Source organism: Dickeya ananatis, assembly GCF_019464615.1.
Lineage (GTDB): Bacteria > Pseudomonadota > Gammaproteobacteria > Enterobacterales > Enterobacteriaceae > Dickeya > Dickeya oryzae.
Window position 1 is genome coordinate 1,673,037 of sequence record NZ_CP040816.1, and the last position, 25,302, is coordinate 1,698,338.

At 57.1% G+C, this 25,302-nt stretch carries 19 protein-coding genes; 17 read left to right on the forward strand and 2 right to left on the reverse strand.

What is annotated here, in order from left to right:
- The first annotated feature begins 311 nt into the window (after positions 1-311).
- The 7 genes from FGI04_RS07260 (at position 312) to FGI04_RS07290 (ending at position 5,951) form a co-directional block, all read left to right on the forward strand.
- Entirely contained in the window at positions 312-1,340 is a 1,029-nt protein-coding gene (locus FGI04_RS07260) for a sigma 54-interacting transcriptional regulator (protein WP_407339909.1), read from the forward strand.
- A gap of 192 nt (positions 1,341-1,532) precedes the next feature.
- A complete protein-coding gene (locus FGI04_RS07265; protein ID WP_019845523.1) occupies positions 1,533-1,736 on the forward strand; it encodes a type III secretion system major pilin HrpA in 204 nt (67 codons plus the stop codon).
- Positions 1,737-1,846: 110 nt separating this feature from the next.
- Positions 1,847-2,224: an EscI/YscI/HrpB family type III secretion system inner rod protein gene (locus tag FGI04_RS07270; RefSeq protein ID WP_407336514.1), complete on the forward strand. Its 378-nt coding sequence runs from the start codon at positions 1,847-1,849 to the stop codon at positions 2,222-2,224.
- 79 nt (positions 2,225-2,303) lie between these two features.
- Positions 2,304-3,107 carry a type III secretion system inner membrane ring lipoprotein SctJ gene (sctJ, locus tag FGI04_RS07275; RefSeq protein ID WP_342700951.1) on the forward strand — a complete coding sequence of 268 codons (804 nt, stop codon included), beginning with the start codon at positions 2,304-2,306 and terminating at the stop codon, positions 3,105-3,107.
- On the forward strand, positions 3,088-3,684 hold the full coding sequence (locus FGI04_RS07280) for a serine kinase (RefSeq protein WP_407273403.1): 597 nt from the start codon (positions 3,088-3,090) through the stop codon (positions 3,682-3,684). Before sctJ ends, FGI04_RS07280 begins: the two co-directional genes overlap by 20 nt.
- 68 nt (positions 3,685-3,752) lie before the next feature.
- Positions 3,753-4,361, forward strand: a complete 609-nt coding sequence (gene sctL / locus FGI04_RS07285; protein WP_407336515.1) for a type III secretion system stator protein SctL — start codon at positions 3,753-3,755, stop codon at positions 4,359-4,361.
- A 267-nt stretch (positions 4,362-4,628) separates the two neighbouring features.
- Positions 4,629-5,951 (forward strand): lytic murein transglycosylase, encoded by a 1,323-nt coding sequence (locus tag FGI04_RS07290; protein WP_342700948.1) that lies wholly within the window; start codon positions 4,629-4,631, stop codon positions 5,949-5,951.
- Positions 5,952-5,989: 38 nt separating this feature from the next.
- Here FGI04_RS07290 and FGI04_RS07295 read toward each other — a convergent pair whose 3' ends face one another.
- Positions 5,990-7,147: an alpha/beta hydrolase gene (locus tag FGI04_RS07295; protein WP_407336516.1), complete on the reverse strand. Its 1,158-nt coding sequence runs from the start codon at positions 7,145-7,147 to the stop codon at positions 5,990-5,992.
- 350 nt (positions 7,148-7,497) lie between these two features.
- On the opposite strand from FGI04_RS07295, the gene FGI04_RS07300 reads away from it, so the two are divergent.
- From FGI04_RS07300 to FGI04_RS07345, 10 genes are all read left to right on the forward strand, one after another.
- Positions 7,498-8,547 (forward strand): phospholipase, encoded by a 1,050-nt coding sequence (locus FGI04_RS07300; RefSeq protein WP_407321442.1) that lies wholly within the window; start codon positions 7,498-7,500, stop codon positions 8,545-8,547.
- A 239-nt stretch (positions 8,548-8,786) separates the two neighbouring features.
- Positions 8,787-9,014 (forward strand): type III secretion protein HrpF, encoded by a 228-nt coding sequence (locus FGI04_RS07305; RefSeq protein ID WP_019845531.1) that lies wholly within the window; start codon positions 8,787-8,789, stop codon positions 9,012-9,014.
- The gene (locus FGI04_RS07310; RefSeq protein WP_236306237.1) at positions 9,001-9,435 is read left to right on the forward strand and encodes a type III secretion system chaperone; all 435 of its coding nucleotides are present in this window, start codon (positions 9,001-9,003) and stop codon (positions 9,433-9,435) included. Before FGI04_RS07305 ends, FGI04_RS07310 begins: the two co-directional genes overlap by 14 nt.
- Positions 9,428-11,500, forward strand: a complete 2,073-nt coding sequence (sctC, locus tag FGI04_RS07315) for a type III secretion system outer membrane ring subunit SctC (protein ID WP_407336517.1) — start codon at positions 9,428-9,430, stop codon at positions 11,498-11,500. Before FGI04_RS07310 ends, sctC begins: the two co-directional genes overlap by 8 nt.
- Positions 11,501-11,533: 33 nt before the next feature.
- Positions 11,534-11,725, forward strand: coding sequence for an HrpT family type III secretion system protein (gene hrpT / locus FGI04_RS07320; protein ID WP_342700944.1), 192 nt, complete (start codon positions 11,534-11,536; stop codon positions 11,723-11,725).
- Positions 11,722-12,123 (forward strand): HrpV family type III secretion system protein, encoded by a 402-nt coding sequence (gene hrpV, locus FGI04_RS07325; protein WP_407336518.1) that lies wholly within the window; start codon positions 11,722-11,724, stop codon positions 12,121-12,123. Before hrpT ends, hrpV begins: the two co-directional genes overlap by 4 nt.
- Before the next feature lie 159 nt (positions 12,124-12,282).
- Positions 12,283-13,263, forward strand: coding sequence for a harpin HrpN (gene hrpN, locus FGI04_RS07330; RefSeq protein WP_407273409.1), 981 nt, complete (start codon positions 12,283-12,285; stop codon positions 13,261-13,263).
- A gap of 361 nt (positions 13,264-13,624) precedes the next feature.
- Positions 13,625-15,301: a ShlB/FhaC/HecB family hemolysin secretion/activation protein gene (locus FGI04_RS07335; protein ID WP_407273410.1), complete on the forward strand. Its 1,677-nt coding sequence runs from the start codon at positions 13,625-13,627 to the stop codon at positions 15,299-15,301.
- A gap of 117 nt (positions 15,302-15,418) precedes the next feature.
- On the forward strand, positions 15,419-24,316 hold the full coding sequence (locus FGI04_RS07340; RefSeq protein WP_407339907.1) for a hemagglutinin repeat-containing protein: 8,898 nt from the start codon (positions 15,419-15,421) through the stop codon (positions 24,314-24,316).
- Position 24,317: 1 nt separating this feature from the next.
- Entirely contained in the window at positions 24,318-24,701 is a 384-nt protein-coding gene (locus tag FGI04_RS07345; protein WP_016941530.1) for a DUF6911 family protein, read from the forward strand.
- 243 nt (positions 24,702-24,944) lie between these two features.
- Here the strand turns inward: FGI04_RS07345 and FGI04_RS07350 are convergent, their stop codons facing one another.
- The gene (locus FGI04_RS07350) at positions 24,945-25,157 is read right to left on the reverse strand and encodes a SymE family type I addiction module toxin (RefSeq protein ID WP_041164396.1); all 213 of its coding nucleotides are present in this window, start codon (positions 25,155-25,157) and stop codon (positions 24,945-24,947) included.
- Positions 25,158-25,302 lie beyond the last annotated feature (145 nt).

Consider the following 25,302-nt stretch of genomic DNA (forward strand, 5'->3'; position numbering starts at 1 on the left):
CTGCCCTCAATTTCCGTAACACGCTGATTACACTCGTTTCCGGTGTCAGACTATTCCTACTTCACGCACTGAAATCCCTACCTTAACTTCAGCGGTTGGCTGATGGTTTGTTTTGCTGCCGACGGTAATGTGTGCGCATACCATTAATAAGCTGTTAAGGCGGTCAGATTTATCGCTGTTAATCGTTAGCAAATCGTCAAGATGACGAGACCGTCGTCAGATAAGCAGGATGCCGTTACCCACGTAACGGCCTGACAGGGATATGACCTGGCAGCGCGATAACGGAATACAGGAAAAATACAGGAGTAGTCATGACGATAAGGAATAGCAATGAATTCGAGCAGTCACTTCATTGTGTCTCCCATGAGTCTTTGTTAACCCCCCCTCTGGAAGATATACATGGTCCACTCTCTTCACTCATCCACACTATTGCCCCTCTCCATGTTGATATCGTACTGGAAGGTGAAACCGGCACCGGTAAAGATACGCTGGCGCGTCGTATTCACCAGCTTTCCGGTTGCCCCGGCCCGCTGGTGGCGGTGAATTGCGCTGCCGTCCCGGAAACACTGGCGGAAAGCGAATTGTTTGGCGTGGTATCCGGCGCGTATACCGGTGCCAGCCGCTCGCGTGCCGGGTATCTGGAAACCGCAGACAAAGGTATCCTGTTTCTGGATGAAATCGACAGTATGCCGTTGACGCTACAGGCGAAAATGCTGCGGGTACTGGAAAGTCGCGGTATTGAGCGGCTGGGCAGCACCCAGTTCAAACCGGTGAACATGCGGGTGATTGTCGCCACACAAACGCCGTTGCACAAACTGGTGGAAAAAGGGCGTTTTCGCCGTGACCTTTACTTCCGGCTGGATACGGTAAAAATTCAGTTGCCGACATTACGTTCGCGCACGGAGATTATCCTGCCGCTGTTTCAGCGTTTTTTGCACGACGCGGCCGCGCGGCTGAAACGGCCGGTACCCGGTGTGTCAGCCATGATGCAGGAACAACTGTTGATGCATGACTGGCCAGGCAACATCCGTGAACTGAAGGCTGCCGCGGAACGCTGGGTGCTGGGGCTCTCACCGGTGCCGGTCGTCGCGAACGCTGAGAAAGCGGGGAATGATACGCCGCTGACATCACTGAAAGTGCGGTTGCGCCGCATTGAGCGTTTCCTGATTCAGGAGGCGTTGCAGCGTAACGATCACTGTATCGATAACGTCGTCAATGAACTGGGTATCCCCAAACGTACGCTCTATCACCGTATCAAATTGCTGAATGTCACCGCACGCGGACTGTGGCGTGAGGACTGTAGCGTGAATGGCAGTGCGGACCGTAAGTGCGGGCCGTAACGCTGATAACCGCGTAACCTGTTATGTATCAGGCTGGATCCTGTTATCACCACCGGGGGAAAAAAAGTGAATCGCTTTCGGAACTCCCCCGGACTTTCTCCTACTTAACTTATGAACACGATGACTGTGTCTGTCGCCGGTTCACTGGCGAAATTTACTTTATCAATCAATTGTTAACTGGAGATATCTATCATGATGGGATTGTCTAACGCTGCTGCTATGACCAGTATGAAAATGCTGGACGCTACCGCTGCTCAAACGACATTGATGACCTCTGCCGCCCAGGCGCAGACCATGAAAACCAACGCCATTTCATCCATCACGGATATGCAGATGGACTCCGCCACCAAAGCCATGAACTCCGGGCAGAAAGCGGCCAAAGCTATTCAGTTCTGATGGTGTGTAGGTAGTCGACTACCGGGGGGAGGTTCCCCCGGTTTTTTTATCACTAAACGGTCATCAAAAAAGCATTCACCAAAAAACATCCATCAAAGAGGAACGGACTCATGATGAAAGTGACCCGCGTCAATGCGCCTCAGGACGTTGTCAATGGCGTTATCAATGGCAATGAGCCGCGCCGTCTGGATATCCCTGTGCAAGCGGATGTAAATTGGTTTAGCTCTGCTATCGAACCCGCCGCCCCGGCAACACCGAGTGCCGATAACAAAGCCTGGCTAGGGGCGCTGGCGGAGAAATCCGACAAGCTGGAAAACCTGCTGCAAAAGGCCGAGCGTCAGGTCGGTAAAAGCATCACTGGTAATAACCCGAAAGATGTGATGGATGCGACCCGGACATTGTCGTCGTTTTATCTGGAAAGTCTGCTTAACGCTAAGGTGGTAGCGAAAAGCGTTCAGAGCCTGGAAAAACTGACCAACCTGCAATAATCGATAACCCTGAGTTAATGCATGACTCGCCTCGTCATGATTAACCCAGGCAGATCAACCCATAATCAATGGCACCATAATGAGTAAATCCGTCCTGCACCGATTCCTGACCCTGCTACTGGCGATGCTGATTGCTGGTTGCGGTGATCGCGTGGAGCTCCATCGCGGTCTTTCTGAAAACGATGCCAATGAAGTGATTGCCGCGTTAGGGGGCTATCACATTGGGGCGGAAAAGCGCATGGATAAAGCGGGTGTCAGTATTCTTATTGATGTCAAGGACATGGAGCGAGCTGTCAACATTCTCAATGCCGCCGGATTACCCCGTCAGGCCCGCACTAATCTGGGTCAGGTATTTCAGAAGACCGGCGTGATTTCCACACCGCTGGAAGAGCGCGCTCGTTACATTTATGCCTTGTCTCAGGAAGTGGAATCCACACTCACGCAAATTGACGGCGTGCTGGTGGCGCGGGTTCATGTTGTGCTGCCTGAGCGTATTGCACCGGGGGAACCCATTCAACCGGCGTCCGCCGCTGTGTTTATCAAATACCGGCCTGAGTTGGAGCCAGACAGCATTGAGCCGCGCATTCGCCGTATGGTGGCCAGCAGTATTCCGGGGCTGGCCGGTAAGAGCGAAAAAGACCTGGCTATCGTATTTGTGCCAGCGGAACCGTACAAAGATCATATTCCAACCGTATCACTGGGGCCGTTTCAACTGATGCCGCAGACCATGACGGAATTACAGTGGCTGGCCGGTTTACTGGCGTTGGCGCTGGCGGGAGTACTGGGCTGGCGTGTTGGTCAGCCCTGGTGGTCACAACGGATAGCCAGCAGAAAGCAGGCGCAACCTGACGTGAGGGCTGAGCATGAACAGCATGCCCGATGATAACGACGTCCTGCGCTGGAACCAGTGGTGGTGTTATGGCTGTTTACAACAGGCGGACCCAAGTTGGTTCGATGCGTCGCGCTTTGACGAGAGCGATATGGCGCTGGCGTCGGTGCACCATACCGCCATACGTCATCGTCTTGATCTAGAAGAAGCCTATCCTCCTGAGCCGCAAAATGCGTTGCTGCAACTGGGGCAACTAGCGCCGCCAGCTCGTCATCAGGTTCTGGTGCTGATAGCCGCAGTCTGCCGTGAAACGTCAGGTGAATTACCGCAAGCACTGGCCGTCTGGTGCCGACGGTTGGCGAAAGCACTGCGCCCCGGCTTGTGGTTGCCCTCGTCGCTGGCGTTTTCGCAACACCGGGAACAGGATGCGTTGGTGATATTACGCCACCGCTTTCCTGCACCCTGTTGGAGTCGTTTACCACTGTTGTACCCACGTAGCTGGCGTGAACGTGCACAAGAGCCGTTGTCTAAAGACTTACCAGCCAGCCGCATCGCCAGTCTGTGTGACGCGATCATCTGGAAAGTCGTGACAGAGCAGGCATACGGTCTGGGTAGTTTCTTGTTAAAATAGTTCACTAAATAAACTACTTGGCGCTACGTTATCAATTGTGAGTCTCACCACTATCAGGGAGAGGGAGTATGTTGACCAGACGCTGTTTAAAACTGGTGGCAGGCACCGATATGCAGGATGCAGAGGTGATCCGGATTGGGCAATTGCATCAGCATCAGCATGGGCTAACGGTGATAGACCAGGCCCGGCAACAGGCGCAAGTGTTGTTGGATGAAGCACGCCAGCAGGCGCAGGAGTCTGTTGCGCTGGCGACCGTTCAGGCGGAGCGGCAATTCTGGCAGCAGGCGGATGAGATATTACGTGGCTGGCAGCAGGAGCGTGAGCAGATGGAAAGCTGGTTGGTATCGCAGTGCAACCACTTGCTGAGCGATGCGATGCAGCACATCCTCAACACGGTCCCTGACGCTGAGCGTTACCCGGCGTTGTTGCGCCAGTTATTACGTACCCAGAGAGGGGAAGGACGCGGCACACTGTATTGTCACCCTGACCGCCAGGCCGATGTGTCCGCCTGGCTGACCGAACACAGCCATCTGGGCTGGAAACTCAGCAACGATGAGGCGCTGATGCAGGATACCTTGAAACTGATTACCGCGCAGGGCGTCATGACCCTGAGCTGGCAGCGGGCAGTAGAACACCTGTTGCCGCAAGGGCCGACGCCTACCTTAAACGGCGTGTGATGACGAGTACAGGAGCAAGCTGCAATACGTCGTTACTCTGACACATGTAATACTACGGATAATCCCAGCCGGTGACACTTATGTCACCGGTTGTCTGTATCTTCCCGCCTGTTGCTGCACTATTACTGTAAGAGAAATGACACGCTGTCATCGCCGCACCCGGTAACCATCATTTCGGTAACACGAATCTTGATACCGCTAGAATCTTGATACTGCTAATGGTACGGGGTTGCCAGGGCATGTCTTTGTCTCTAATGGAATAAGCAAATGATCAATAACCGTGCCCAGACATCATCGATGATGTCGATATCGAAGGTAATGAAGGTCATAGTGGTGTTGCTTGGCACCGGGGTGTTAAGTTCCTGTGCCCACCGACATACGCCTCCCGGCCAATGTCGGGATATTGAGGGCTTGCTGAAAGAACACGGTGTCACCAACACGCCCACAGGGCTACCGACGCCAGATGAAAGCGTTGAGCAATGGAAAACCGAGGTGCGTCAGGAGGCTCTGGCACAGGGAATCACGGCAGATACCTTTGATAGCGCATTCGCTGGTCTGACCCCAGACAACGATGTGGTGGCGGCTACGCAAAAACAGCCTGAAGTGATCGTGCCGGTGTGGACCTACATTGCACAGCGGGTGACGCCGGATAACCTGGCGCAAGGGAAAACGTTACTCAAGCAATACACGAAGGTGACGGCGCGCATTGAGCAGCGCTATCAGGTGGAGCCCCCTTTGCTGTTCGCCTTCCTCTCCATTGAAAGCAATTATGGCGCTAATACCGGCAACAAAGCGGTTGTCCGCTCGCTGGCGACGCTGGATTACTACAATTATCGCCGGGCGTTTAACCGGCAGAATCTGATTGCGGCGTTACGCATGATACAAAACGGCGATGCGCGGCCGGAGCAGATAAAAGGCTCCTGGGCTGGCGCAATGGGGATGCCCCAGTTCATACCCACCTCTTATCTGCAATACGCGGTGGATTTTGATGGCGATCACCACCCTGATATCTGGTCCTCATTCCCGGATACGCTGGCGTCAGTGGCAAATTATATGCAGCAGGCCAAATGGAAAGCGGGCGTGCCCTGGGGGATGGAGGTCAATCTGCCCGCCAGTTTTGATTATGCCGTTTCCGGTTTGGATAATCAGAAAACGGTTGCTGACTGGCAGGCGCTTGGGGTGAAAACTGCTGTGCCCCGAGACCTGACGTCGTTGTCTGCCGAGAAAGCCTCGATATTGCTGCCGGTCGGCAAGAATGGCCCAGCGTTTCTGGTAACGGAAAATTTCCGCGCTATTCTGCGGTATAACAATTACGTTTCCTACGCCCTAACGGTTGGCTTGCTGTCGGATAACTACCAGCATGATACGCCGGTACTCAAACCCTGGCCGCAGCAGGAAACGCCGTTGACACTCAAAGAGCGCGAAGCGCTACAAATTCTGCTACAGGAAAAACATCTCTATCAGGGCGCTATCGACGGCAATATTGGAAGCGGCACCACGCAGGCAATCCGTACTTATCAGCAGCAGCAGGGGTTAGCGGCGGATGGTTATCCCGATCATGCTTTGCTTGACAGATTGCGCTGCGGCTAACCCCGATGGTCTCTAGCTTGTGGTCACGATATTACCATTCAGGATGTCACAATATTGTGCGCTGCCTGCACCAGCAGGTCAGCGCATGACTCGGTCATCGGCCCCAACAGACCGTGGATACCGAGCGTGTGTCCGACATCGGGCAGCCGCGTGATATCAACATGCGGAAAACGGTGTCGGACTCGCTCGAATAATGCCACTTCGGCTGCCACATTGACCTGCGTATCCATCTCGCCGAAATAACAGAGAATACGGCTTCGACAGTGCGCCAGGTGCTCAATTTCCGGCAATGCATTCTGATACCACTGTTTCCACCAGGCGTAAGACGAGTGGGTGAATGGTGCGTCGGCTGGCCACGGCTCCTGATTGTCATGCCCTAACACCATCGCACTCTGTTGCTCGAAACTCGCCTGCAATTTGGCCGTCATGCCATCGAAATCCGCCTGATCCCAATACCCCTTGTAGGGCAACAGGTCGCTGATAGGTTGCAGGAACGCCAGCGGGCTGTGACCAAACCCGTTTTTCAACTCCTCCAGCGTCAGCCGGTCGCCAGCACGGGGAATGGCGTTAAGCCAGGTGACCGTGCGGTGAATCAACTGCCATTCCATCAGTTGTTTCATGGACGAGAACAGTGGGGAAATAAATAGCAGGGCTTTAGCCGTGACGGTGTAACGCGACATCAGGCGACTAAGGTTAATCGTACCTTCGGAATGACCCAGCAAAATGAGGTTGTGACGGTCAATGTGTGGCAGGTCGATGGCGTACTGATAGAGCGTATACAGGTCGTCGCATTGACTTTGTGGGGTGACCGTCTGGCGAACGGCGGCGTCGATAAATAAACGCCGGTATGCCAGATCACGGTTGAACAGGTATTCCGGGTTATCCAGCGCCTTGTCGCGCGGGTGACTTTTGACGCCACGGTCATCAAACCGCAGCACCGCCAGCCCGGCGTCCAGAAACGCCTGTGCCAGACAGGTAAACACAAAATCCGCCTGAGTGCCGCTATTGCCAAGCAGATAATGACGTTCGTGCATACCGCTACCGGGCACCAGCATCACTAACGGATAACGCCCTACCGGCGTTTGCGGGTAGTTGACCTGACCGGTGAGGGTGGCCTTCCCGTCCAGCGATTGCAGTGCAAATGTTTGCACCGGGTATTTCTCATTTAACTGGTCATTCTCAAGATAGGTTTTCACCACGCTCACTCCTGATAACCCTGTTTATGCTCAGGCAGTGTAAGACGACTGGGGTCTGGTTGTCTTGCGCTGTCGCAGGCCTGTCTGATCACCACACAACCCCGGCAGCGTTCACCGGCGCGCCTCATCTTGTAGTCTGCATTCGTTCGGTTCTGCCAGTCCGCTGAGAGGGTATTTGGCAGGCTGGCGCTTGCCTGAACCGTTATCGCAATGGACGCGGTATTGCCGGTTCTACGCCATCGTTATGGCCTGAATTTCCGTTGTTATCACACAGCCCGCAGGCGCATGCCGCGCTACATTGCCCAATGAAGATGCACAAACCCAATCGATTGAAAACCAAGAGGTTACCTATGGATAAAGTACTAATCTGGTTCTGCGGCACGGGCACCACGAAACAGGATTTTCTTGCCAACGTTGAAATCAGTGGTTTCAGCGCCGTCGTTGCTATCGACGGCATCGGCACTGCCGCCATGTTGACCAAAACGCAGGCATTGGCCAAACGCGCCAGTTGGGGCGGTAGTGTTGTGGATATGTTCCAGGCATTGGGCGTCCGTTATGATCAAGTACAGGGGTATGACGACCGTGCCGGTGTAGTAACGCTGGATAGCCTGTTCCCGCTGGTGGATTACCTTAAGACGCTGAAGGAATACCAACTGGTGGTCGGCGGGCACAGCCGGGGCGCGGCGGTGGGCTTAACCGAGTTTTTGGCCGAGCTGTATCATCTGGCGGTGCAAAATCAGGCGCCGGGTGTTTGGGCGAACGCGAAAACGATCCGACTGGTGGTAGTCGACCCGGTGCAGGGACAGCAGAGTTCGGATAAAGACACCAACGCCTTTAACGCGATTCTTAAAGATAAAACCCTGGCGCAGATCCTGGCTGAACTGGAAAGTAAATGGTTCGGCGGACGAGAGGTGTTCGATACCATCGTCTACAGCGCCCGATATGATGCTCGCTCCAGCTTTGCCTTTGATTACCGCTGGTATCATTTCATCACCGAGCAAATGGGCAAACAGGCCGGTCCTGCCAAACGTGCGAAACTGGTGATGGCTGGTTTCCGCCACTCGGCACCGGTCAGCAAAGAAGACGAAATCTCCGCGTTGTATCAGGGTAAAGGCGTCGCGCCGATTGCGTTTTTGCAGCAACTGGTGTCGTTCGACCCTAACTGGGAACAATCGGCTCGCCTGCTGAGCCAGATTGAAAACGACTATATCAACCAGCTTGCAGCCGGTGCGAAAACGGAACTGATAAGTCTGCTTAACAAACAGACCAGCCCTGCCTCGTATGACATCATCTTCCGCTTAAGCAGTAAGTCATTGCAGGATACATTGTCGTCAGATAACCCACAGAAACCAGAATACCGCCGTTTCTACCGTTATCAGTACGGGACGACGACGTTTTAACGCGTCCGGTTCAATAGCCGTCCGTTAGCGTAACAGGCCGATGCCATCAGGCACGGCCTGTTTGTTTTCATGTGACGGAACTGTTCCCTCCCAGTATCGCTATCGCCTGCGCACCGCTTTTCATTCCCGATGGAACCACGCCTCTTCGTCAGCCACACAACTGCAGAGAAACCATGTCGGTTTAACCAACAGACTCGTTCGACTCAACACACCCGTTCAACTCACAGGAGCACGCAACCATGTCTTTGTCTTCACCTATTCAACGTCGGTTGGACAGCGCATTTGTCGATGCGCAGTCCCGGCTTGATGAGATGGCGCAAACCATTTCGGAGGGAGAGGTCAGCCCGGCGGATACCTATGCGTTCTATGAAGCCAGCATGGACTACTCAAACGCCAACTGGGCAGCCGGGCAGATGCTGAGCGTCAAGCACGGCCTGGCGAAGGCCATCATCAATGACTTCAACTGAGTTACCCGGCGTGATTGAGCGTTGGCTCAACAGCACCGCAGGTCAACTGACGCTGCACATTGATGACGGCCCGGTGGTGTTGACGCGCTATCACGACGGTGTGGGATGTGCTGCCATGGTGACCTTGCCGGTTAAGGTGGATGACCGGTTGTTGCACAAGGCGCTGCGTTATTCGTCTGCCGCCGTGTTGCGTTTGGGCATGGACGCCGCCGCCCTGTGCTGGTCTGGCGCAGACGCTCAATTATGGTTACTGATGCGACACGAACCGGATGACCCTGTCCGATTGTGCCGCACGCTGGAAGCGCTGGTTAATCAGCGGGATGTCTGGCAAAGCCTGCTGGCACCGCTTGCCAGACCGGCATCGCCGCCGCCGCTGAATCTGAAAACACTGGCTTTTTTGCAAGGAGATCAGCATGCGTAACGCGCTGTATGCACTGTTATTCAACCTCTATCGTTTGTTTTGCTGGTCGCTGGTATTGATGGGAATGTTGCCCAGCGCGCACGCGGCGACGCCATCTGACTGGAACAAAGGCGCTTATGCCTATTCCGCCGAACAAACCCCACTATCAGCGGTATTACAGGATTTCGCCAACAGTCATGGCGTCGATTTGAGAGTAGGCAACATTGAGGACGTCAACATTGATGCCAAAATCCGTGCCGACAACGCCACCGCGTTTCTGGATAGGCTGGCGCTGGAGCACCGTTTTCAATGGTTCGTCTACAACAATGTGTTGTACGTCAGCCCCCAGGATGAGCAGACATCGGTACGCATTGAAGTCTCGCAAGATGCGGCACCCGACATGAAGCAGGCGCTGACCGGTATTGGCCTGCTGGACACGCGTTTTGGCTGGGGGGAACTGCCCGAGGAAGGCGTGGTGCTGGTCACCGGACCCGCGGAGTACGTCAGCCTGATCCGCAATTTCAGCCAGCAACGCGAAACCAAAGACGATCGCCGCAAGGTGATGATGTTTCCGCTGCGTTATGCCTCGGTATCCGATCGCACCATTCAGTACCGCGATCAGCGTTTGGTGATCCCCGGCGTAGCGACCATGTTAAATGAGCTGATGGATGGCAACCGCAGCGCCCCGGCGGGGGCATCAGGTGCTGTTAGTGGTATGGGCAGTGATGGTGGGATGGCGCAGGCCAACGGGGCAGGTGGGCAGGATGCCAGCCAGGCCATTGAACGTAATGCTCGCGCCATGTTGGCCCGACTGGCGAGCCGCTCCAGCAGCGGTGAGGCGGCCAGTTCCCGTAAAAAAGATCAACTTAATGGCAAAGTATCGGCAGACGTGCGTAACAACGCGCTCCTGATTCGCGATGACGAAAAACGGCGGGAGGAATACCAGCAACTGATCGACAAGATCGATGTGCCGCAAAATCTGGTCAATATTGATGCGATCATTTTGGATGTCGATCGCACGGCACTCTCAAGACTGGAGGCCAACTGGCAGGGGAAACTGGGTGCGGTGACCGGCGGCGCTAACCTGATGTCAGGTTCCAGCACACTCTTTGTCAGCGATTTCAAACGGTTTTTCGCCGATATTCAGGCGCTGGAAGGTGAGGGAACCGCGTCGATTGTCGCTAATCCATCGGTACTGACGCTGGAAAACCAACCCGCGGTGATCGATTTCAGCCGTACCGCCTTTATTACTGCCACCGGTGAGCGGGTGGCGAATGTACAACCGGTGACCGCGGGCACCAGCCTGCAGGTCACGCCACGTGTCGTTGGTCGCGGCAGTACCAGCAGTATTCAATTGGTTATTGATATTGAAGACGGCCAGGTGGAAACCAATACCGAGGGGACAGCCTCTGGCGTGAAACGCGGTACGGTCAGTACACAGGCGCTGATTGGCGAAAACCGGGCGCTGGTGCTGGGCGGGTTTCATGTTGAGGAAAGTGGCGATCGTGATAAACGTGTACCGCTGCTGGGCGACATTCCCTGGCTTGGCAAGCTATTCACCTCCCGCCAGCACGAAGTTTCTCGCCGTGAACGGTTGTTTATTCTGACCCCACATCTGATTGGCGACCAAAACGACCCTACCCGGTTTGTGTCGGCGGATAACCGTCGTCAGTTGAATGACGCGATGGGGCGCGTAGCGCAGCGTAACAGTAAAACCGACCTGTTCGGCACGGTAGAAAATGCCATGCGTGATTTGGCCAGCGGCCAGATGCCAGCCGGGTTCACCAGTGATAGTCATGGGCCGAGTTTGTCGGACATATGCCGCACGTCGCCGTCGTTGAGTTATCAGAATAACCGCCACCAGTGGTACAGCAATGTGTCTTTCAGCCTGACGGTAGGCGTGGTGAAAAATACCGGCATCCATCCCCAGCGTTTTGACGAAGCCCGGTGTGCCAGCAGTCGTACGCTGGCGGTCGCCGCCTGGCCGAAGACGACGCTGGCCCCTGGCGAATCTACCGAGGTGTATCTGGCGCTGCTTCCGGCCAAAAACACGCAACCTGCGCGTGCGTCACTCATTACCCCTTGACGGTTCACACCATTCATAGCGTGAGGAAGAAAAATGATGCGTTATCAAACCCTACTGCTGCTGTGCGCGGCGCTGATGCTGAGCGCTTGTGCTGCCCGCACGCCGACCAGTGCTTGTACATCCGTGAGCTGCCGTCCGGATCCTGATGGCCGACAGATGGTTATCTGGTGGCAGACGGACATGCGACCCGGCGCGGCCGATTTTACTCTGGTGAGCGTGCCATGACCGATAGCATCAGGATGGTTGATGCCATGATGGCGTTTATGGCCGCGATCACCCGGCATCGGGCGGCGCGCTGGTCGCCGCAATCCGGTATCGAGCTGGTGTTTCAGCTCGCTGATCATGGCTATGAACTCATGTTGCAGATTCACCCCAGGAAACACTATCCCGGTTTGTATCGCCGCCTGCTCGAACGCCGTTATCAGCAAGCGGCGGAGTATGACGGATGCCACCTGTGCCTGAACGGCAGCGACGTACTGATCCTCTGGTGGCCGTTGCCGCCTGCGTCTGACACCTATGCACAACGGGTTGAACAGCTGTTTGCCTTGGCCGAGCTGACATTACCGCCGGTTTCGACAACGCGAGCGCAAAAAGAGCACAACGTGCCGCGATTTGTGCGCTAACTGCCGCTTTTTTAGGTCAAACCGGTGAATGTGGGGAACCGTTTCGCTGCCCGTGTCACTCAGTAACCAGTATCCATCATGATGCCCACATCGGGAGCGGCGTAGGCATCCGTTGCAGGTACTGTTGCGAACATCTGACATGAATGAGGAAACGAGATTATGCAAATTACGATCAAAGCACACATCGGCGGCGACTTGGGTGTCGCCGGGCTGGGACTGGGGTCACAAGGCTTGAAAGGCCTGAATAGCGCGACGCCATCATTGGGTTCCAGTATGGACAAGCTGAGCAGCACTATCGATAAGCTGACTTCTGCGATGACCGCGATGATGTTTGCCAGTGTTATGGCGCAGGCGTTGGGGGCGAAACAAGGCGCTGGTGGTGGACAAGGGACTGGCAACTCAACGTCGGCATCCGGTAGTGACCCGTTGTCCGACATGTTCCAGAAGGTATTGGATACGCTTTTGGGCAACAATACGGCTAACGGCATGATGAAGCAGGGCGATCAGATGCCTCAGTCTTTGCTAAACGGCAACCAGATGACACCGGACAACATGGACGCATTCAGTAAAGGGATGGGGAATGCGTTGTCCTCTATTCTGGGTAATGGTCTGGGCCAGGCGATGGGCGGCTTCTCCGGGCTATCGCTGGGGGCTGGCGGTTTGCAAGGGCTGAGTGGCGCAGGCGCATTCAACCAGTTGGGTAATGCTATCGGTATGGGCGTGGGGCAGAGTGCGGCGCTCAATGCCCTGAGCAATGTCAGCACCCATGTAGATGGCAATAACCGGCATTTTGTGGATAAGGAAGATCGTGGGCTGGCAAAAGAAGTCGGCCAGTTTATGGATCAATATCCGGAAATTTTTGGTAAACCGCAGTATCAGAAAGACAGCTGGAGTTCAGCAAAAACAGACGACAAATCCTGGGCGAAAGCGCTGAGTAAACCGGATGATGACGGCATGACCGGTGCCAGCATGGATAAATTCCGTCAGGCGCTGGGGATGATTAAAAGCGCGGTAGCGGGTGATACCGGTAATACCAACCTGAATCTGCGGGGGGCAGGCGGTGCATCACTGGGCATTGATGCTGGCGTCGTCGGTGACAAGATAGCCAACATGGCGTTAGGTAAGCTGGCGAACGCCTGATAACGCGCCATGAATATCAGGCAATGACGGTCGGGAAGAGGCGAGGAAACTCGTCTCTTCTGCTGTAGAACAGAGGCAGGCTGGGTACGTTGTCATTCGGATTTCGTTTCCTATTTATAGATTTCGTTTCCTTTTATTCATCGATGTGCCAGCAATATTGTGATCCTTGTTGATGTTATGGGTTCTTTTTAGAACTTATTGTCATAAAAAATATGAAAATCACTCAAATCAATGGGTTGTTTCTGAAATATTGGTGTTTTTCGGCAACCTAATTGTAAGGTTTTGTATTGTTTTCGAAATAAATGCACATTATTATTTAGGTAATCTTTACCTTCTGTTTCTATTTACATGGATGTGCATCATGCCTGTCAGTCGCAGGAAAGCTGACCTGATCGTGAGCTTTTTCTTTATCGGTTATTCCGTTTCCGCGCTCTGTGCGCCGCTGAATCCGGCGGAGCGAAGTGAAATCCAGCAACATCAGTCGGATGTGATTGAACAGTCCCGCCAACAGCGAGAAGCCCTCCAGCAGTTAAGCAACATCGTGCAGGCACCACTAAAAGCGGATAACACGCCGCAAGGCCCCTGTTTTACCCTGCATGAAATTCGCTTTAATCACAGCACGTTACTGAGCCCACGGGATCAGGCCACCCTGACCGCTGGCTACCTCAATCGTTGCAACAACCTTGAGCACATCAACCAGCTGGTGCATGACGTCAGCAACTGGTATATCCAGCGCGGCTATATCACCAGCCGGGCGTTCTTGAGTGAACAGGATTTGTCAGGGGGTGTGCTGCAACTGGAGATTCTGGAAGGGCGGCTGGAAAAAATCACCATCAACAGGCAAACGGAACGGATGACCCGTATCGCGTTTCCGGCTCATGACGGGGACATCCTGAACCTGCGCGATATCGAACAGGGGATGGAGCAGATGAACCGCATGCCGTCTCAGCAGGTGACCATCGAAATCCTGCCGGGCAGCACGCCGGGATACTCGGTAGTTAACCTGACCCGCGAAGCCCGCCTGCCGTTCAGCGGTGGACTGACCTTCGACAACAGCGGCCAGAAAAGCACCGGTCAGGAACAGCTGACCGGTAGCCTGACGCTGGATAATCTGTTCGGCGTGGCTGACCAGTGGTTTCTCACTGCCGGCCATAGCAGCCGTTTTGCCACCAGTCATGATGCGCAGATGCTGCAGGCTGGTTTTTCCCTGCCGTATGGCTACTGGAGCCTGGGCTACAGCTACGCTCAAAGCCGTTATCGCAATACCTTCATCAACCGCGATTTCCCCTGGCGCTCTACCGGTGACAGCGATACCCACCGGCTGTCGTTGTCCCGTGTGGTGTTCCGCAACGGCACGATGAAAACCGCGCTGACCGGCGCGCTCAGTCAGCGAACCGGTAACAACTATCTGAACGGGGCGCTGTTGCCGTCCAGCAGTCGCACGCTGAGCAGTGTGTCGTTAGGGGTCAATCACAGCCAGAAGCTGTGGGGCGGCCTGGCGACGGTTAACCCGACCTATAACCGCGGTGTCCGCTGGCTTGGCGCAGAAACTGATACCGACAAAAGCGCCGATGCGCCGCGAGCCGAGTTCAATAAATGGACGCTGTCAGCCAGCTACTATCACCCGGTTACCGACAGCATCACCTACCTCGGCAGTCTGTACGGACAATACTCGGCCCGTGCACTGTACGGTAGTGAACAGCTGACACTGGGCGGGGAGTCGTCCATCCGCGGGTTCCGTGAACAGTACACCGCCGGCAACCGGGGTGCGTACTGGCGTAATGAGCTGAACTGGCAGACGTGGCAGTTGCCGGTAGTGGGCGCTGTCACGTTCATGGCGGCCATCGACGGGGGGCACCTCTACAACCATAAACAGGATGACGCGACAGCGGCCTCCTTATGGGGGGGCGCCGTTGGGGTCACCGTGGCCAACCGCTGGCTCAGCCAGCAGGTGACGATGGGGTGGCCGCTATCCTACCCGGCATGGCTACAACCCGACACCCTGGTGGTGGGTTACCGGGTCGGGGTGTCGTTCTGACACACGCAATATCGTTTATTTATTAAAAATAGTGTTTTTATTTCAATACGTTAAACCCATTTTCCTGTGTCGGCACGACATGGGGTTTTCATACAGCACAGAGTCAGGAGTTCAGGGATGAAAGCGGTGAAGTCGTCGCAGCGAGTCATGGTGTGGTGTCTGGTGTGGCTGACCGGGCTGCAGCCGCTGCTGCCCGCATGGGCGGCAGGCGTGACAGTGGCGTCGGGCAATACCACGCTGGAGGCGGCAGGAAACGGCGTACCGGTAGTGAACATCGCCACACCGAATGCGGCCGGGCTGTCTCACAACCGCTATAACGACTTCAACGTGGATAACCGCGGACTCATCCTCAACAACGGCACCGCCCAACTGACACCGAGTCAACTGGGCGGCCTGCTGCAGAACAACCCCAACCTGAACGGTCGCGCCGCCTCGGCCATCATCAACGAAGTGGTGTCGCCCAACCGCAGTCATCTGGCGGGCTACCTGGAGGTGGCCGGTCAGGCGGCCAGCGTGATGGTGGCGAACCCGTACGGCATCACCTGTAGCGGCTGTGGCTTTATCAACACCCCGCGCATCACGCTGACCACCGGCACCCCGCAGTTTGACGCGGCGGGCGGGCTGAGCGGTCTGGACGTGCGCGGTGGTGACATTCTGGTCGACGGGGCGGGGCTGGACGCCAGCCAGAGTGACTATTTTGCGCTGATAGCGCGCACAGCAAATCTGCAAGCCGGGCTGAATGCACGTGATGCGCAGGTAGTGCTGGGGGCGAACCGGGTAGGGAGCGACGGGCGGATAACGCCGCAGGCGGGAAGCGGGGCCACGCCGGTGCTGGCGCTGGACACCGGGGCGCTCGGGGGCATGTACGCCAACCGTATCAGTCTGGTATCGACGGAGCAGGGTGTCGGGGTGAACACCGCCGGGCTGAGCGCACGTCAGGGGGACATCCAACTGTCGGCGAACGGCCGGTTGCAGGTCGGCAGTGCGATAGCGCAGGGGAACATCACGGCGCAGGGCGGCACGCTGGTGGTCTCGGGCGACCAGCAGGCGCAGGGTGCGGTGGCACTGCGGGGCGAGCAGGGCATCACGCTGGGGAGCAGCCGGACACAGGCCGGTCAGGGGCTGACGCTGTCGAGTGACGGGCGCATCAGCGCCGACCGTGCGCGGCTGAGCGCGGGCGTGAGTGACAGCGGCACGGTACAACCGGGGTACGGTCTGACGCTGTCGGGCGCGGAGCTGGCGCTGGGGCAAAGCCAGCTGGCGGGCGACCGGCTCAGCCTGAACAGTACGGGCGCGGTGAGTCAGTCGTCGGGTGGTGCCTGGCAGGCGGGCAGCGGCCTGACGCTGCAGGGTGACGCGCTGTCACTGGATGGCGATGCGGGGGCGCAGACGCTGACGGTCAGTGGCGGCAGCCTGAGCGGCGCGGGGCGCTGGCAGTCAACAGGTGACCTGTCACTGGGTGGGCTGACCACGACGCAATGGGACGGCACCCTGCTGGCTGGCGGCACGCTGTCGCTGGAGACGGCCAGCCTGAGCAACCGGGGCACCCTGGCGGGCGGGCAGGTACAACTGACGACGCCGGTGCTGGACAACCGGGGCACGGTGAGCGGGCGTCAGGTCAGGCTGCAGGCGGGGCAACTCGGCAACAGCGGGACACTGTCGGCGGACGAGGGGCTGTCGATACAGGCACAGACCGAGCTGGATAACAGCGGCTCATTGCTGTCAGGCGGTGGACTGACGATAGCCGCCGGGCAGACGGTCAACCGGGGCGTGCTGTCGGGTGGCGCGGTGACGCTGAGCGGCGATTCGCTGTGGAACGGCGGGGTAGTGCAGGGGCGACAGTCGCTCGGGGTGAATGCACTGACCGGGTTCAGCCAGACGGCAGACGGCGCGCTGACCAGCGGCGGGACAGTCACGCTGTCATCGGGGGCAGCAGACACGGCCGGTGCGTTATCGGCGCAGGGGCTGCAACTGCACACCGGACTGTGGCGCAATCAGGGCACGGTGAACCTGGGCGGCGACGGGCAACTGACGCTGGAGGCACTGGATAACAGCGGCATCCTGCTGGCGTCCGGTGCCTGGGACATCACGGGCGGGCGGCTGGGTAACAGCGGCAGTCTCGGGGGCACGCGGCTGTCGGTGACGGCGGATAGTCTGGATAACAGCGGCACGCTGTTAGGCGCACAGGCGCTGACGATAGCGGCCGGGCAGCAGCACAATAGTGGCCTGCTCAACACCGACGGGCTGATGACGCTGTCGGGCACAGCACTGGACAACAGTGGCACGGTAAAAGCGCAGGATGGCCTGTCGGCCGCCTTTGATGGCCGCCTCGACAACCGGGCGAACGGCCAACTGCTGAGTGCGGGACGCGGGGAGATAACCACCGGTGTGCTCAGCAATCAGGGGGTGTGGCAGGCAGACAATCTGACGCTGACGTCAGGCACGCTGGATAACGGTGGGCGCATTCTGGGGGTCAATAACGGCACACTGCAACTGAGCGGTGCGTATACCGGGCTTGCCGGGAGCGAGCTGACCAGCGGTGGAGCGTTGCAACTGCAGGCTGACCGTCTGGACAGTGCCGGGTTAATCAGTGGCACGGAGACCACCGTCAAGGCCGGGACGCTGCAAAACGGTGGTGTACTGCAAGGGTATAACGGGCTGACGCTGAACGCGCTCCAACTCGATAACAGCGGGACGACGCAGGCGCGGCAACTGGACATCACCACCGATGGTCAACTGACGAACCGGGGCACGCTGTTGGGGCTGACGGGGCTGACACTCCAGTCGGCTGGGCTGAATAATGCCAGCGGGGCGCGACTGTACAGTGCGGGGAACCTGCAACTGCGTACCGGCACGTTAACGCAGGAAGGGGAACTGGCGGCGCTGGGAAGCCTGCAGGCGGATATCGGCGGCCCCTTCACCCTGACTCACACCCTGGCGGCGGGCGACCAACTGACGCTGAATGTCACGGGTGACCTGCTACAGGCGGGGACGTTGCAGGGCAACGGCGTGACAGTAAGCAGTACCGGCACGCTGACACAGCAGGGGCGCATCGTCGCGGGCACTGGCACCAGCACCCTGTCGGCGGCAGCCATCAACCAGACGGCGAGCGGCAGTATTCAGGGCGGCGGGCCGCTGAGTCTGCGGGCCGATGGCAACATCACCAACCGGGGCTTTGTCGGCACGGCGGCGGACCTGCTGCTGCAGGCGGGCGGTCTGATAGACAACAGCAGCCTGCTGTATGGCGGCGGCAATCTGCAACTGCTGTCGGATGCCCTGATCAACCGGTTCGGCAACATTCTGGCGGGGAACAGCCTGTGGATACAGCGTGACGCGGCAGGCAACGCCAGCAGCAGTGTACTGAACAGCTCAGGCACTATCGAAACGCAGCGCGGCGATATCACGGTGCGCACCGGCACGCTAACCAACCAGCGCGAAGGGCTGACGGTGACCGAAAGCAGCAGCTCGGTGGCGGATATGCCGTCATGGGCGGGCGGGACGAGGGCGACCATTCCGCAGGGCTGGTTTAAACCAGATGAGCTTGAGTCATACGCCTATGAGGTGTGTTCGGGTGGGTCTGGTACTAATAATGGTCATGGTGAGATTTGCCGTACTCAATATGGAACAGTGCCATCTGAGAAAGCCTCTACTCAAATTGTAGCTATTGGACAGAAAACTATCGCTGTCACTGCAAGCGGAGGAATAGCGCAATTTAATTCAGCAGGAAATTTAGATATATCGGCACAAACGTTGAATAACAATGCGTCCAGCCTTTCGAGTCGAGGAATTATATTATTAAGTGGAGGACAACTTAATAATCAGTCTTATCAGGCAGGGACGAGTAGCCAGAAACTTAGATATGTCTATGCAGGATCTTCAGGACGAGGTGATTTTTTCTTTAAATTAGATGGCGATCCCACCACCGAATACACCCCCGGCCAGTCCTACAACGCCACCATTCAGGCGGGTGGTGCGATAACCGCCAATTTCTCGCAGAACATCAGTAACACCGGTTTACAACCGGGCAGCGGCGGCTTTATTCCGGCGATAGCCACGCCAACGCTGAGCACCGCCAATGGGGCGGGCAGCCAGAATACCCCGGCGTCACCGTCATTAGTGGCAGGGCGAGACCCCTTGTCGCTGGCCGGAAATAGTGATCCGTCACTGAATGCCTTGCAGGCGGCGCTGGCCCAGCTGGGTGGCCCGTCGCTAAACGACTACCCGTTACCCACCAGTCAGAACGGACTGTTTGTCGCTGACACCAGCAGCAACGGTCGCTACCTGATACGCAGCAACCCGCTGCTGAGCCAGCTCGGGCAGGTCGACAACAGCCTGTTTGGCGACCTGCGTCGCCTGTTGGGGCAGACACCGGGCACCAGCGTGCCGGTGGAGACCAGCCCGACGCTGACCGACCCGACGCAGTTCCTCGGTTCATCCTACCTGCTGGGCAAGCTGAATCTGGACGCGGAGCACGACTACCGTTTTCTGGGCGATGCGGCGTTTGACACCCGTTACATCAGCAATGCGGTACTGAGCCAGACCGGGCAACGTTACCTCAATGGCGTGGGGTCGGACCTGGCGCAGATGCAGACGTTGATGGATAACGCGGCGGCGGAGAAAAGCCGGCTGAACCTGCAACTGGGGGTGAGCCTCAGTCCAGAGCAGGTGGCGGGGCTGAGCCACAGCATCGTGTGGTGGGAAAACATTACCGTCGACGGGCAAACCGTGCTGGCACCGAAGCTGTATCTGGCGCAGGCGGATAAAACCAACCTGTCAGGCAGCCGCATCGTGGCGAACAGCGTCAGCCTGAGCGCGGGCGGGGATATCGACAACCGTGGCAGCACGGTGACGGCGCTGAATGCACTGACCGTCACCAGCGGGGGGCAGGTCACTAACAGCGAGGGCGGGCTGCTGAACGCGGGGGGCGCGCTTAATCTGGTGGCGCTGGGTAATCTGACCAACAGCAGTGCCACCATTAAGGGCAATACGGTGACGCTGGCAAGCGTCAACGGGGATATCGTCAATACCACAACGACCAACCAGTGGCACACACAAGCGAGGGACGGCCGGGGCAGTGGGTCGCTGACACGTACCGATATCGGCCAGACCGGGCTGATAACCGCACAGGGCGGGCTGACGTTACAGGCAGGGCACGATATCGCCCTGAACGGGGCGCAACTGAGCGCGGGCGGGCCGCTGACGCTGGCAGCAGGCAACGACATCCAGCTGAATGCGCTGGGCACGGTGACGGAGACGGTGCGTCAGGACGGGCGTGCCACGACACAGCGTCGGCAGCAGGGGCTGGTGCAGAGCACACTCGCCAGCGGGGGCGACCTGAGCCTGAATGCCGGGCGTGACCTGAATGGCACGGCGGCACAGCTGAGCGCGACGGGCACCATGGCGCTGTCGGCGGGGCGTGACCTGAGCCTGCTGTCCGCTGAGCAGGAGCAGTTCAGCTCGAACGCGTGGAACCGCCATCTGGACTGGCAGCAGACGGTGACGCAGCAGGGCACGGTGCTGAACGCGGGTGACGGGCTGAGCCTGCGGGCCGGGCAGGACCTGACGCTGCAAGGGGCGCAGGCGGAAACGCGTGGGGCACTGACGGCACAGGCTGGCCGTGACCTGAACCTGCTGTCGGCGACAGAAAGTCAGCACGACTTTTTTGAAGAAACCACGGTGAAGAAAGGTTTCCTGTCCAGCACCACCACGCACACGTTGCGGGAGCGGGAGCAGACCACGGAGAAAGGCACGCTGTTGTCGGCAGGCAGCGTGGCGCTGACGGCGGGGAATGATATCGGGGTACGCGGCTCGTCGGTGGCGGCGGACGGCGATGTGGCGCTGACAGCCGGGCATAATATCAACACGGCGGCCAGTGTGGAGACCTACCGGCAGTACGAGGATGTCAGCCGTAAAAAGAGCGGGGTGTTCAGCGGAGGCGGAATCGGCTTTACCATCGGCAGTACCTCACTTCGTCAGACACTGGCGTCAGCGGGGACGACGGAAAGCCAGAGCGTAAGCACATTGGGCAGCACCGGCGGGTCGGTGAGCCTGCATGCCGGGCAGGACGTGAACCTGTCCGCCACCGATGTGATTGCGGCGCGGGATATTCAGGTGGTGGGCAATACGGTCACCATTGATCCGGGCTACGACAGCCATCGCCAGTCACAGAAGATGGAGCAGAAAACCGCCGGATTGACGGTGACGCTGTCTGGTGTGGTGGGGTCGGCGCTGAACAGTGCCGTACAGGCGGTACAGGCGGTGCGTGAGCAGAGTGACAGCCGCCTGCAGGCGTTGCAGGGAATGAAAGCCGCGCTGTCAGGGTATCAGGCTTATCAGGGCACGCAGGTTGATACCAATAACCAGGGGGCGTCGTCGTTTGTCGGCATCAGCGTGTCGCTGGGGGCGCAGCGTGCCAGCAGCAGTCAAAGCAGTGAACAGTCACAGAGTTTTGCCTCGACGCTGAATGCGGGCCATGATATCAGCGTAGTGGCCCGCCAGGGCGATATCACTGCCGTCGGTAGCCAGTTAAAGGCTGCCAACAACGTAGACCTGAATGCGGCTCACGCGATTAATCTGTTGTCGGCACGCAATACTGAGTCGTTGACCGGCAGCAGCAGCAGCAGCGGCGGGAATATTGGTGTCAGTTTTGGGCTGAGTAACAGTGGGGCAGGATTCAGCGTCTTTGCCAACGTCAACGCGGCCAAAGGCCGTGAGATGGGCAGCGGCAACAGCTGGTCGGAAACCACGGTGGATGCGGGGCAGCGAGTCGGCCTGACCAGTGGTGGAGACACCCGTCTCATCGGCGCACAGGTCAGTGGTGATCGCATCGTGGCCGATGTGGGGGGCGATCTGCTGCTGGCAAGCCAGCAGGATAACAACCGCTATGATTCCAGGCAGACCAGTGTGTCGGCAGGCGGTAGCTTTACCTTTGGCAGTATGACCGGCAGCGGTTACCTGAGCGCCAGTCAGGATAAAATGCACAGCAGTTATGACAGTGTGCAGCAGCAGACCGGGCTGTTTGCGGGTCAGGGGGGTTACGACATCCACGTCGGCAACCACACCCAACTGGATGGGGCAGTGATTGGTTCGACGGCCAGCGCAGATAAAAACCGGCTGGATACCGGCACGCTGGGCTGGAGCAATATCGACAATCAGGCGGTGTTTTCGGTGTCGCACAGCGGCATCGGACTCAGTGCCAGCCCGTCACTGAGCCTGTCGGATATGATGAAGTCCGCCGCGCTGACCGCGCCGTCGGCCCTGATGTCGATGGGGCGTGGCGGCAACGCCAGCAGTACCACTTACGCTGCGGTGAGCGACGGTGCACTGATTATCCGTAATCAGGCCGGTCAGCAGCAGGACATTGCCACCCTGAGCCGGGATGTGGAGCACGCCAATAATGCGCTGAGTCCGATATTTGACAAGGAGAAGGAGCAGAAGCGCCTGCAGACGGCGCAGATGGTCGGTGAACTGGGCTCACAGGTGATGGATGTCATCCGCACCGAAGGGGAAATTCGTGCGACGCGGGCGGCCGAAGCCAGTGGCAAGGTGGATCGCCCGGCGGATAACGCCTCCGAGGCAGCGTGGGATAAATACAGGAAAGACCTGACGGAAACGGCAGATTACAAGGCGGTGATGGCGTCTTACGGCACCGGCAGTGACCTGCAACGGGCGGCGCAGGCGGCGACGGCGGCCATTCAGTCGCTGGCCGGCGGTGGTAACCTGCAGCAGGCGCTGGCGGGTGCCTCGGCACCGTATCTGGCGCAACTGGTGAAAAGCGTCACGATGCCAGCAGACGAGCGTAAAGCCACGGCATCGGACATCGCGGCCAATGCGATGGGCCATGCACTGATGGGGGCGGTGGTAGCGCAACTGTCGGGCAAGGATGCGGTAGCGGGAGCCGTGGGCGCGGCAGGTGGCGAGCTGACCGCCCGGCTGCTGATCATGAAGGAGCTGTATGGAGGGCGTGACACCAGCGACCTGACGGAAGCGGAAAAACAATCGGTCAGCGCACTGGCGTCACTGGCTGCGGGTCTGGCATCGGGGATTGCATCTGGCAGCGTCGAGGGGGCAGCGACAGGTGCCCAGGCCGGGCGTAATGCGATCGAGAATAACTTCCTGAGTGTCTCTGAGAAATCAGAACTTGAGATAGCGAAGCAGAAACTCCGCAACAGCACAGACCCGGCAGAGCGTGAACAGGCGGAGAAAGACGTTGCCCGGTTAACGGAACTGGATATCTCAAGGGATAAGAAAGTTATCGCCGCCTGCGGTAACGGAAATGCTGCCAGTACGGGTTGTGCAGCCGCGCGGCTGGAGGCTTATCAAGCCAAAGTGGAGTATGAAAACACCGGCACCTATAACTCCAGAGCCAGCCAGCAGTACGGCGATGCCTACGGCCAGATAGTGAACCTGCTGAATATCACCAGTGTTGATGCACAGAACAAGCAGCAAGTTAGGGATGCCATGATCAACTTCTTTATGAAGAACAAAGGCGTTGATTATGAGACGGCGAAAGGGTATGCGGAATTAAAAGAAGGTGCAGATATCTTCTTTGCATCAGTGACGCCTGTATTAGGTGAAGCAGCGGCAAAGCAATTAAGTAAAATTATTGATGCAAATTTGAAAGTTGTAGCGAGGGGGAATGTAGATGGTGTTGAGTTCTCCGATACAAACCAAGGAGCAAGACCTTCCGCTCTTGCAGATGTGGATAAACCAACTCTTATTGATGGTAGGGTTCAGGTAAAAATAGATAAGCAGAATAAAGCACTTCCAAATGGGAATATGGCCACGGCACATGCTGAAGTTGGCGTTATCCAACAAGCATTTGAGAAAGGTATGACCCAAGGACGTGAGATGACTATGAGTGTTTCTAAAGAGCCCGTCTGTGGCTTTTGTCGAGGAGATGTCGCGGCAATGGCCGATAAAGCTGGACTTAAATCTTTAACCATCTATGAAGAAGCTACTGGCTCAGTTCTTTACTGGCAGCCGGGCATGAAATCACTTAAGGCTAGGGATTAACATGGTACTTAAATTAAGTTGGACTTTAGAAGGTGATGGTGGGAATAAAAAAATATCATTGTGGGATGATATTGAATTCCGCTTGGAACGGATTGAAGGAAAGAAGGGTACTTTAACTATTGATGTAATCAATAGTAATGAAAGTGAAGCAGAGTGCTTACAACTTAGAACTGAAAAGGGGTTTTACTTTATGACATTAGGTGGAGTGAAAGATGGTGAGTATGTTGTAAAAACTTACAGGGATCTTTCTCAGCCTAATATTGAAATAATGATATTAGGAGATAATTGGCCTGCGCAGAATATAACAAAGAACTTTGATATTGTTAAATTGGTATTTAAAGAGTTTTTTGATACTGGAAATGTCGAAACGAGATTGCTTAATTAAACAATGATCGTGGCCTGTGCCGGGATCGTTGTTTTACCGGTCGGCTCTTGAGTTACGCTTTAATCCCCCGCCGCCCTTGAGCATAAGTGGCGAGGTTGCCTGAAAAAGCTTCAGCCCCCGGACAGGAAATGTTTTGTGGCCACCGCCAGTGGGCCGTGTCCCCAAAACCACCCGGTCAGGGCCATGCCCCGACACCCCTCGGTTAAAACAAAAAACCCCGGCGCGGGCCGGGGGTGGTGTTGGTTACCCGGCGAACTTAAGGCCGCCGGGGTAATGCTTGATCCAGTTGGCGGCGGCGTCCGGGTCAAAGGGTTCAATGCTGAGTCCTTCGAGACAGTGCCACAGCTCGCGGGTGTTCTGGGCGGTGATGACCATGCAGCCGGGCATGACCCGTATTTTTAACGGCATCCCGTCGGTAAATCCGGCCTCGGTGAGCCATGCGCCTTGCAATGACACCACCTGAAAGCAGGCGCGTGCATAGCGTTCGGCTTGGGAAATGCGTAATCTTTGATTTTAGCGAGATAACACAGCGCAGCGGCTGTCTGTAGCAAAACTAGCAGAACCCCCCCATGATGATCCGACACTGACTGCGTGTCGGCAG

Bases quoted from the DNA above. Each gene is read 5' to 3' on its own strand.
- FGI04_RS07260 (WP_407339909.1), top strand. From the start codon at position 312: ATGACGATAAGGAATAGCAATGAATTCGAGCAGTCACTTCATTGTGTC.
- FGI04_RS07265 (WP_019845523.1), top strand. From the start codon at position 1,533: ATGATGGGATTGTCTAACGCTGCTGCTATGACCAGTATGAAAATGCTG.
- FGI04_RS07270 (WP_407336514.1), top strand. From the start codon at position 1,847: ATGATGAAAGTGACCCGCGTCAATGCGCCTCAGGACGTTGTCAATGGC.
- sctJ (WP_342700951.1), top strand. From the start codon at position 2,304: ATGAGTAAATCCGTCCTGCACCGATTCCTGACCCTGCTACTGGCGATG.
- FGI04_RS07280 (WP_407273403.1), top strand. From the start codon at position 3,088: ATGAACAGCATGCCCGATGATAACGACGTCCTGCGCTGGAACCAGTGG.
- sctL (WP_407336515.1), top strand. From the start codon at position 3,753: ATGTTGACCAGACGCTGTTTAAAACTGGTGGCAGGCACCGATATGCAG.
- FGI04_RS07290 (WP_342700948.1), top strand. From the start codon at position 4,629: ATGATCAATAACCGTGCCCAGACATCATCGATGATGTCGATATCGAAG.
- FGI04_RS07300 (WP_407321442.1), top strand. From the start codon at position 7,498: ATGGATAAAGTACTAATCTGGTTCTGCGGCACGGGCACCACGAAACAG.
- FGI04_RS07305 (WP_019845531.1), top strand. From the start codon at position 8,787: ATGTCTTTGTCTTCACCTATTCAACGTCGGTTGGACAGCGCATTTGTC.
- FGI04_RS07310 (WP_236306237.1), top strand. From the start codon at position 9,001: ATGACTTCAACTGAGTTACCCGGCGTGATTGAGCGTTGGCTCAACAGC.
- sctC (WP_407336517.1), top strand. From the start codon at position 9,428: ATGCGTAACGCGCTGTATGCACTGTTATTCAACCTCTATCGTTTGTTT.
- hrpT (WP_342700944.1), top strand. From the start codon at position 11,534: ATGATGCGTTATCAAACCCTACTGCTGCTGTGCGCGGCGCTGATGCTG.
- hrpV (WP_407336518.1), top strand. From the start codon at position 11,722: ATGACCGATAGCATCAGGATGGTTGATGCCATGATGGCGTTTATGGCC.
- hrpN (WP_407273409.1), top strand. From the start codon at position 12,283: ATGCAAATTACGATCAAAGCACACATCGGCGGCGACTTGGGTGTCGCC.
- FGI04_RS07335 (WP_407273410.1), top strand. From the start codon at position 13,625: ATGCCTGTCAGTCGCAGGAAAGCTGACCTGATCGTGAGCTTTTTCTTT.
- FGI04_RS07340 (WP_407339907.1), top strand. From the start codon at position 15,419: ATGAAAGCGGTGAAGTCGTCGCAGCGAGTCATGGTGTGGTGTCTGGTG.
- FGI04_RS07345 (WP_016941530.1), top strand. From the start codon at position 24,318: ATGGTACTTAAATTAAGTTGGACTTTAGAAGGTGATGGTGGGAATAAA.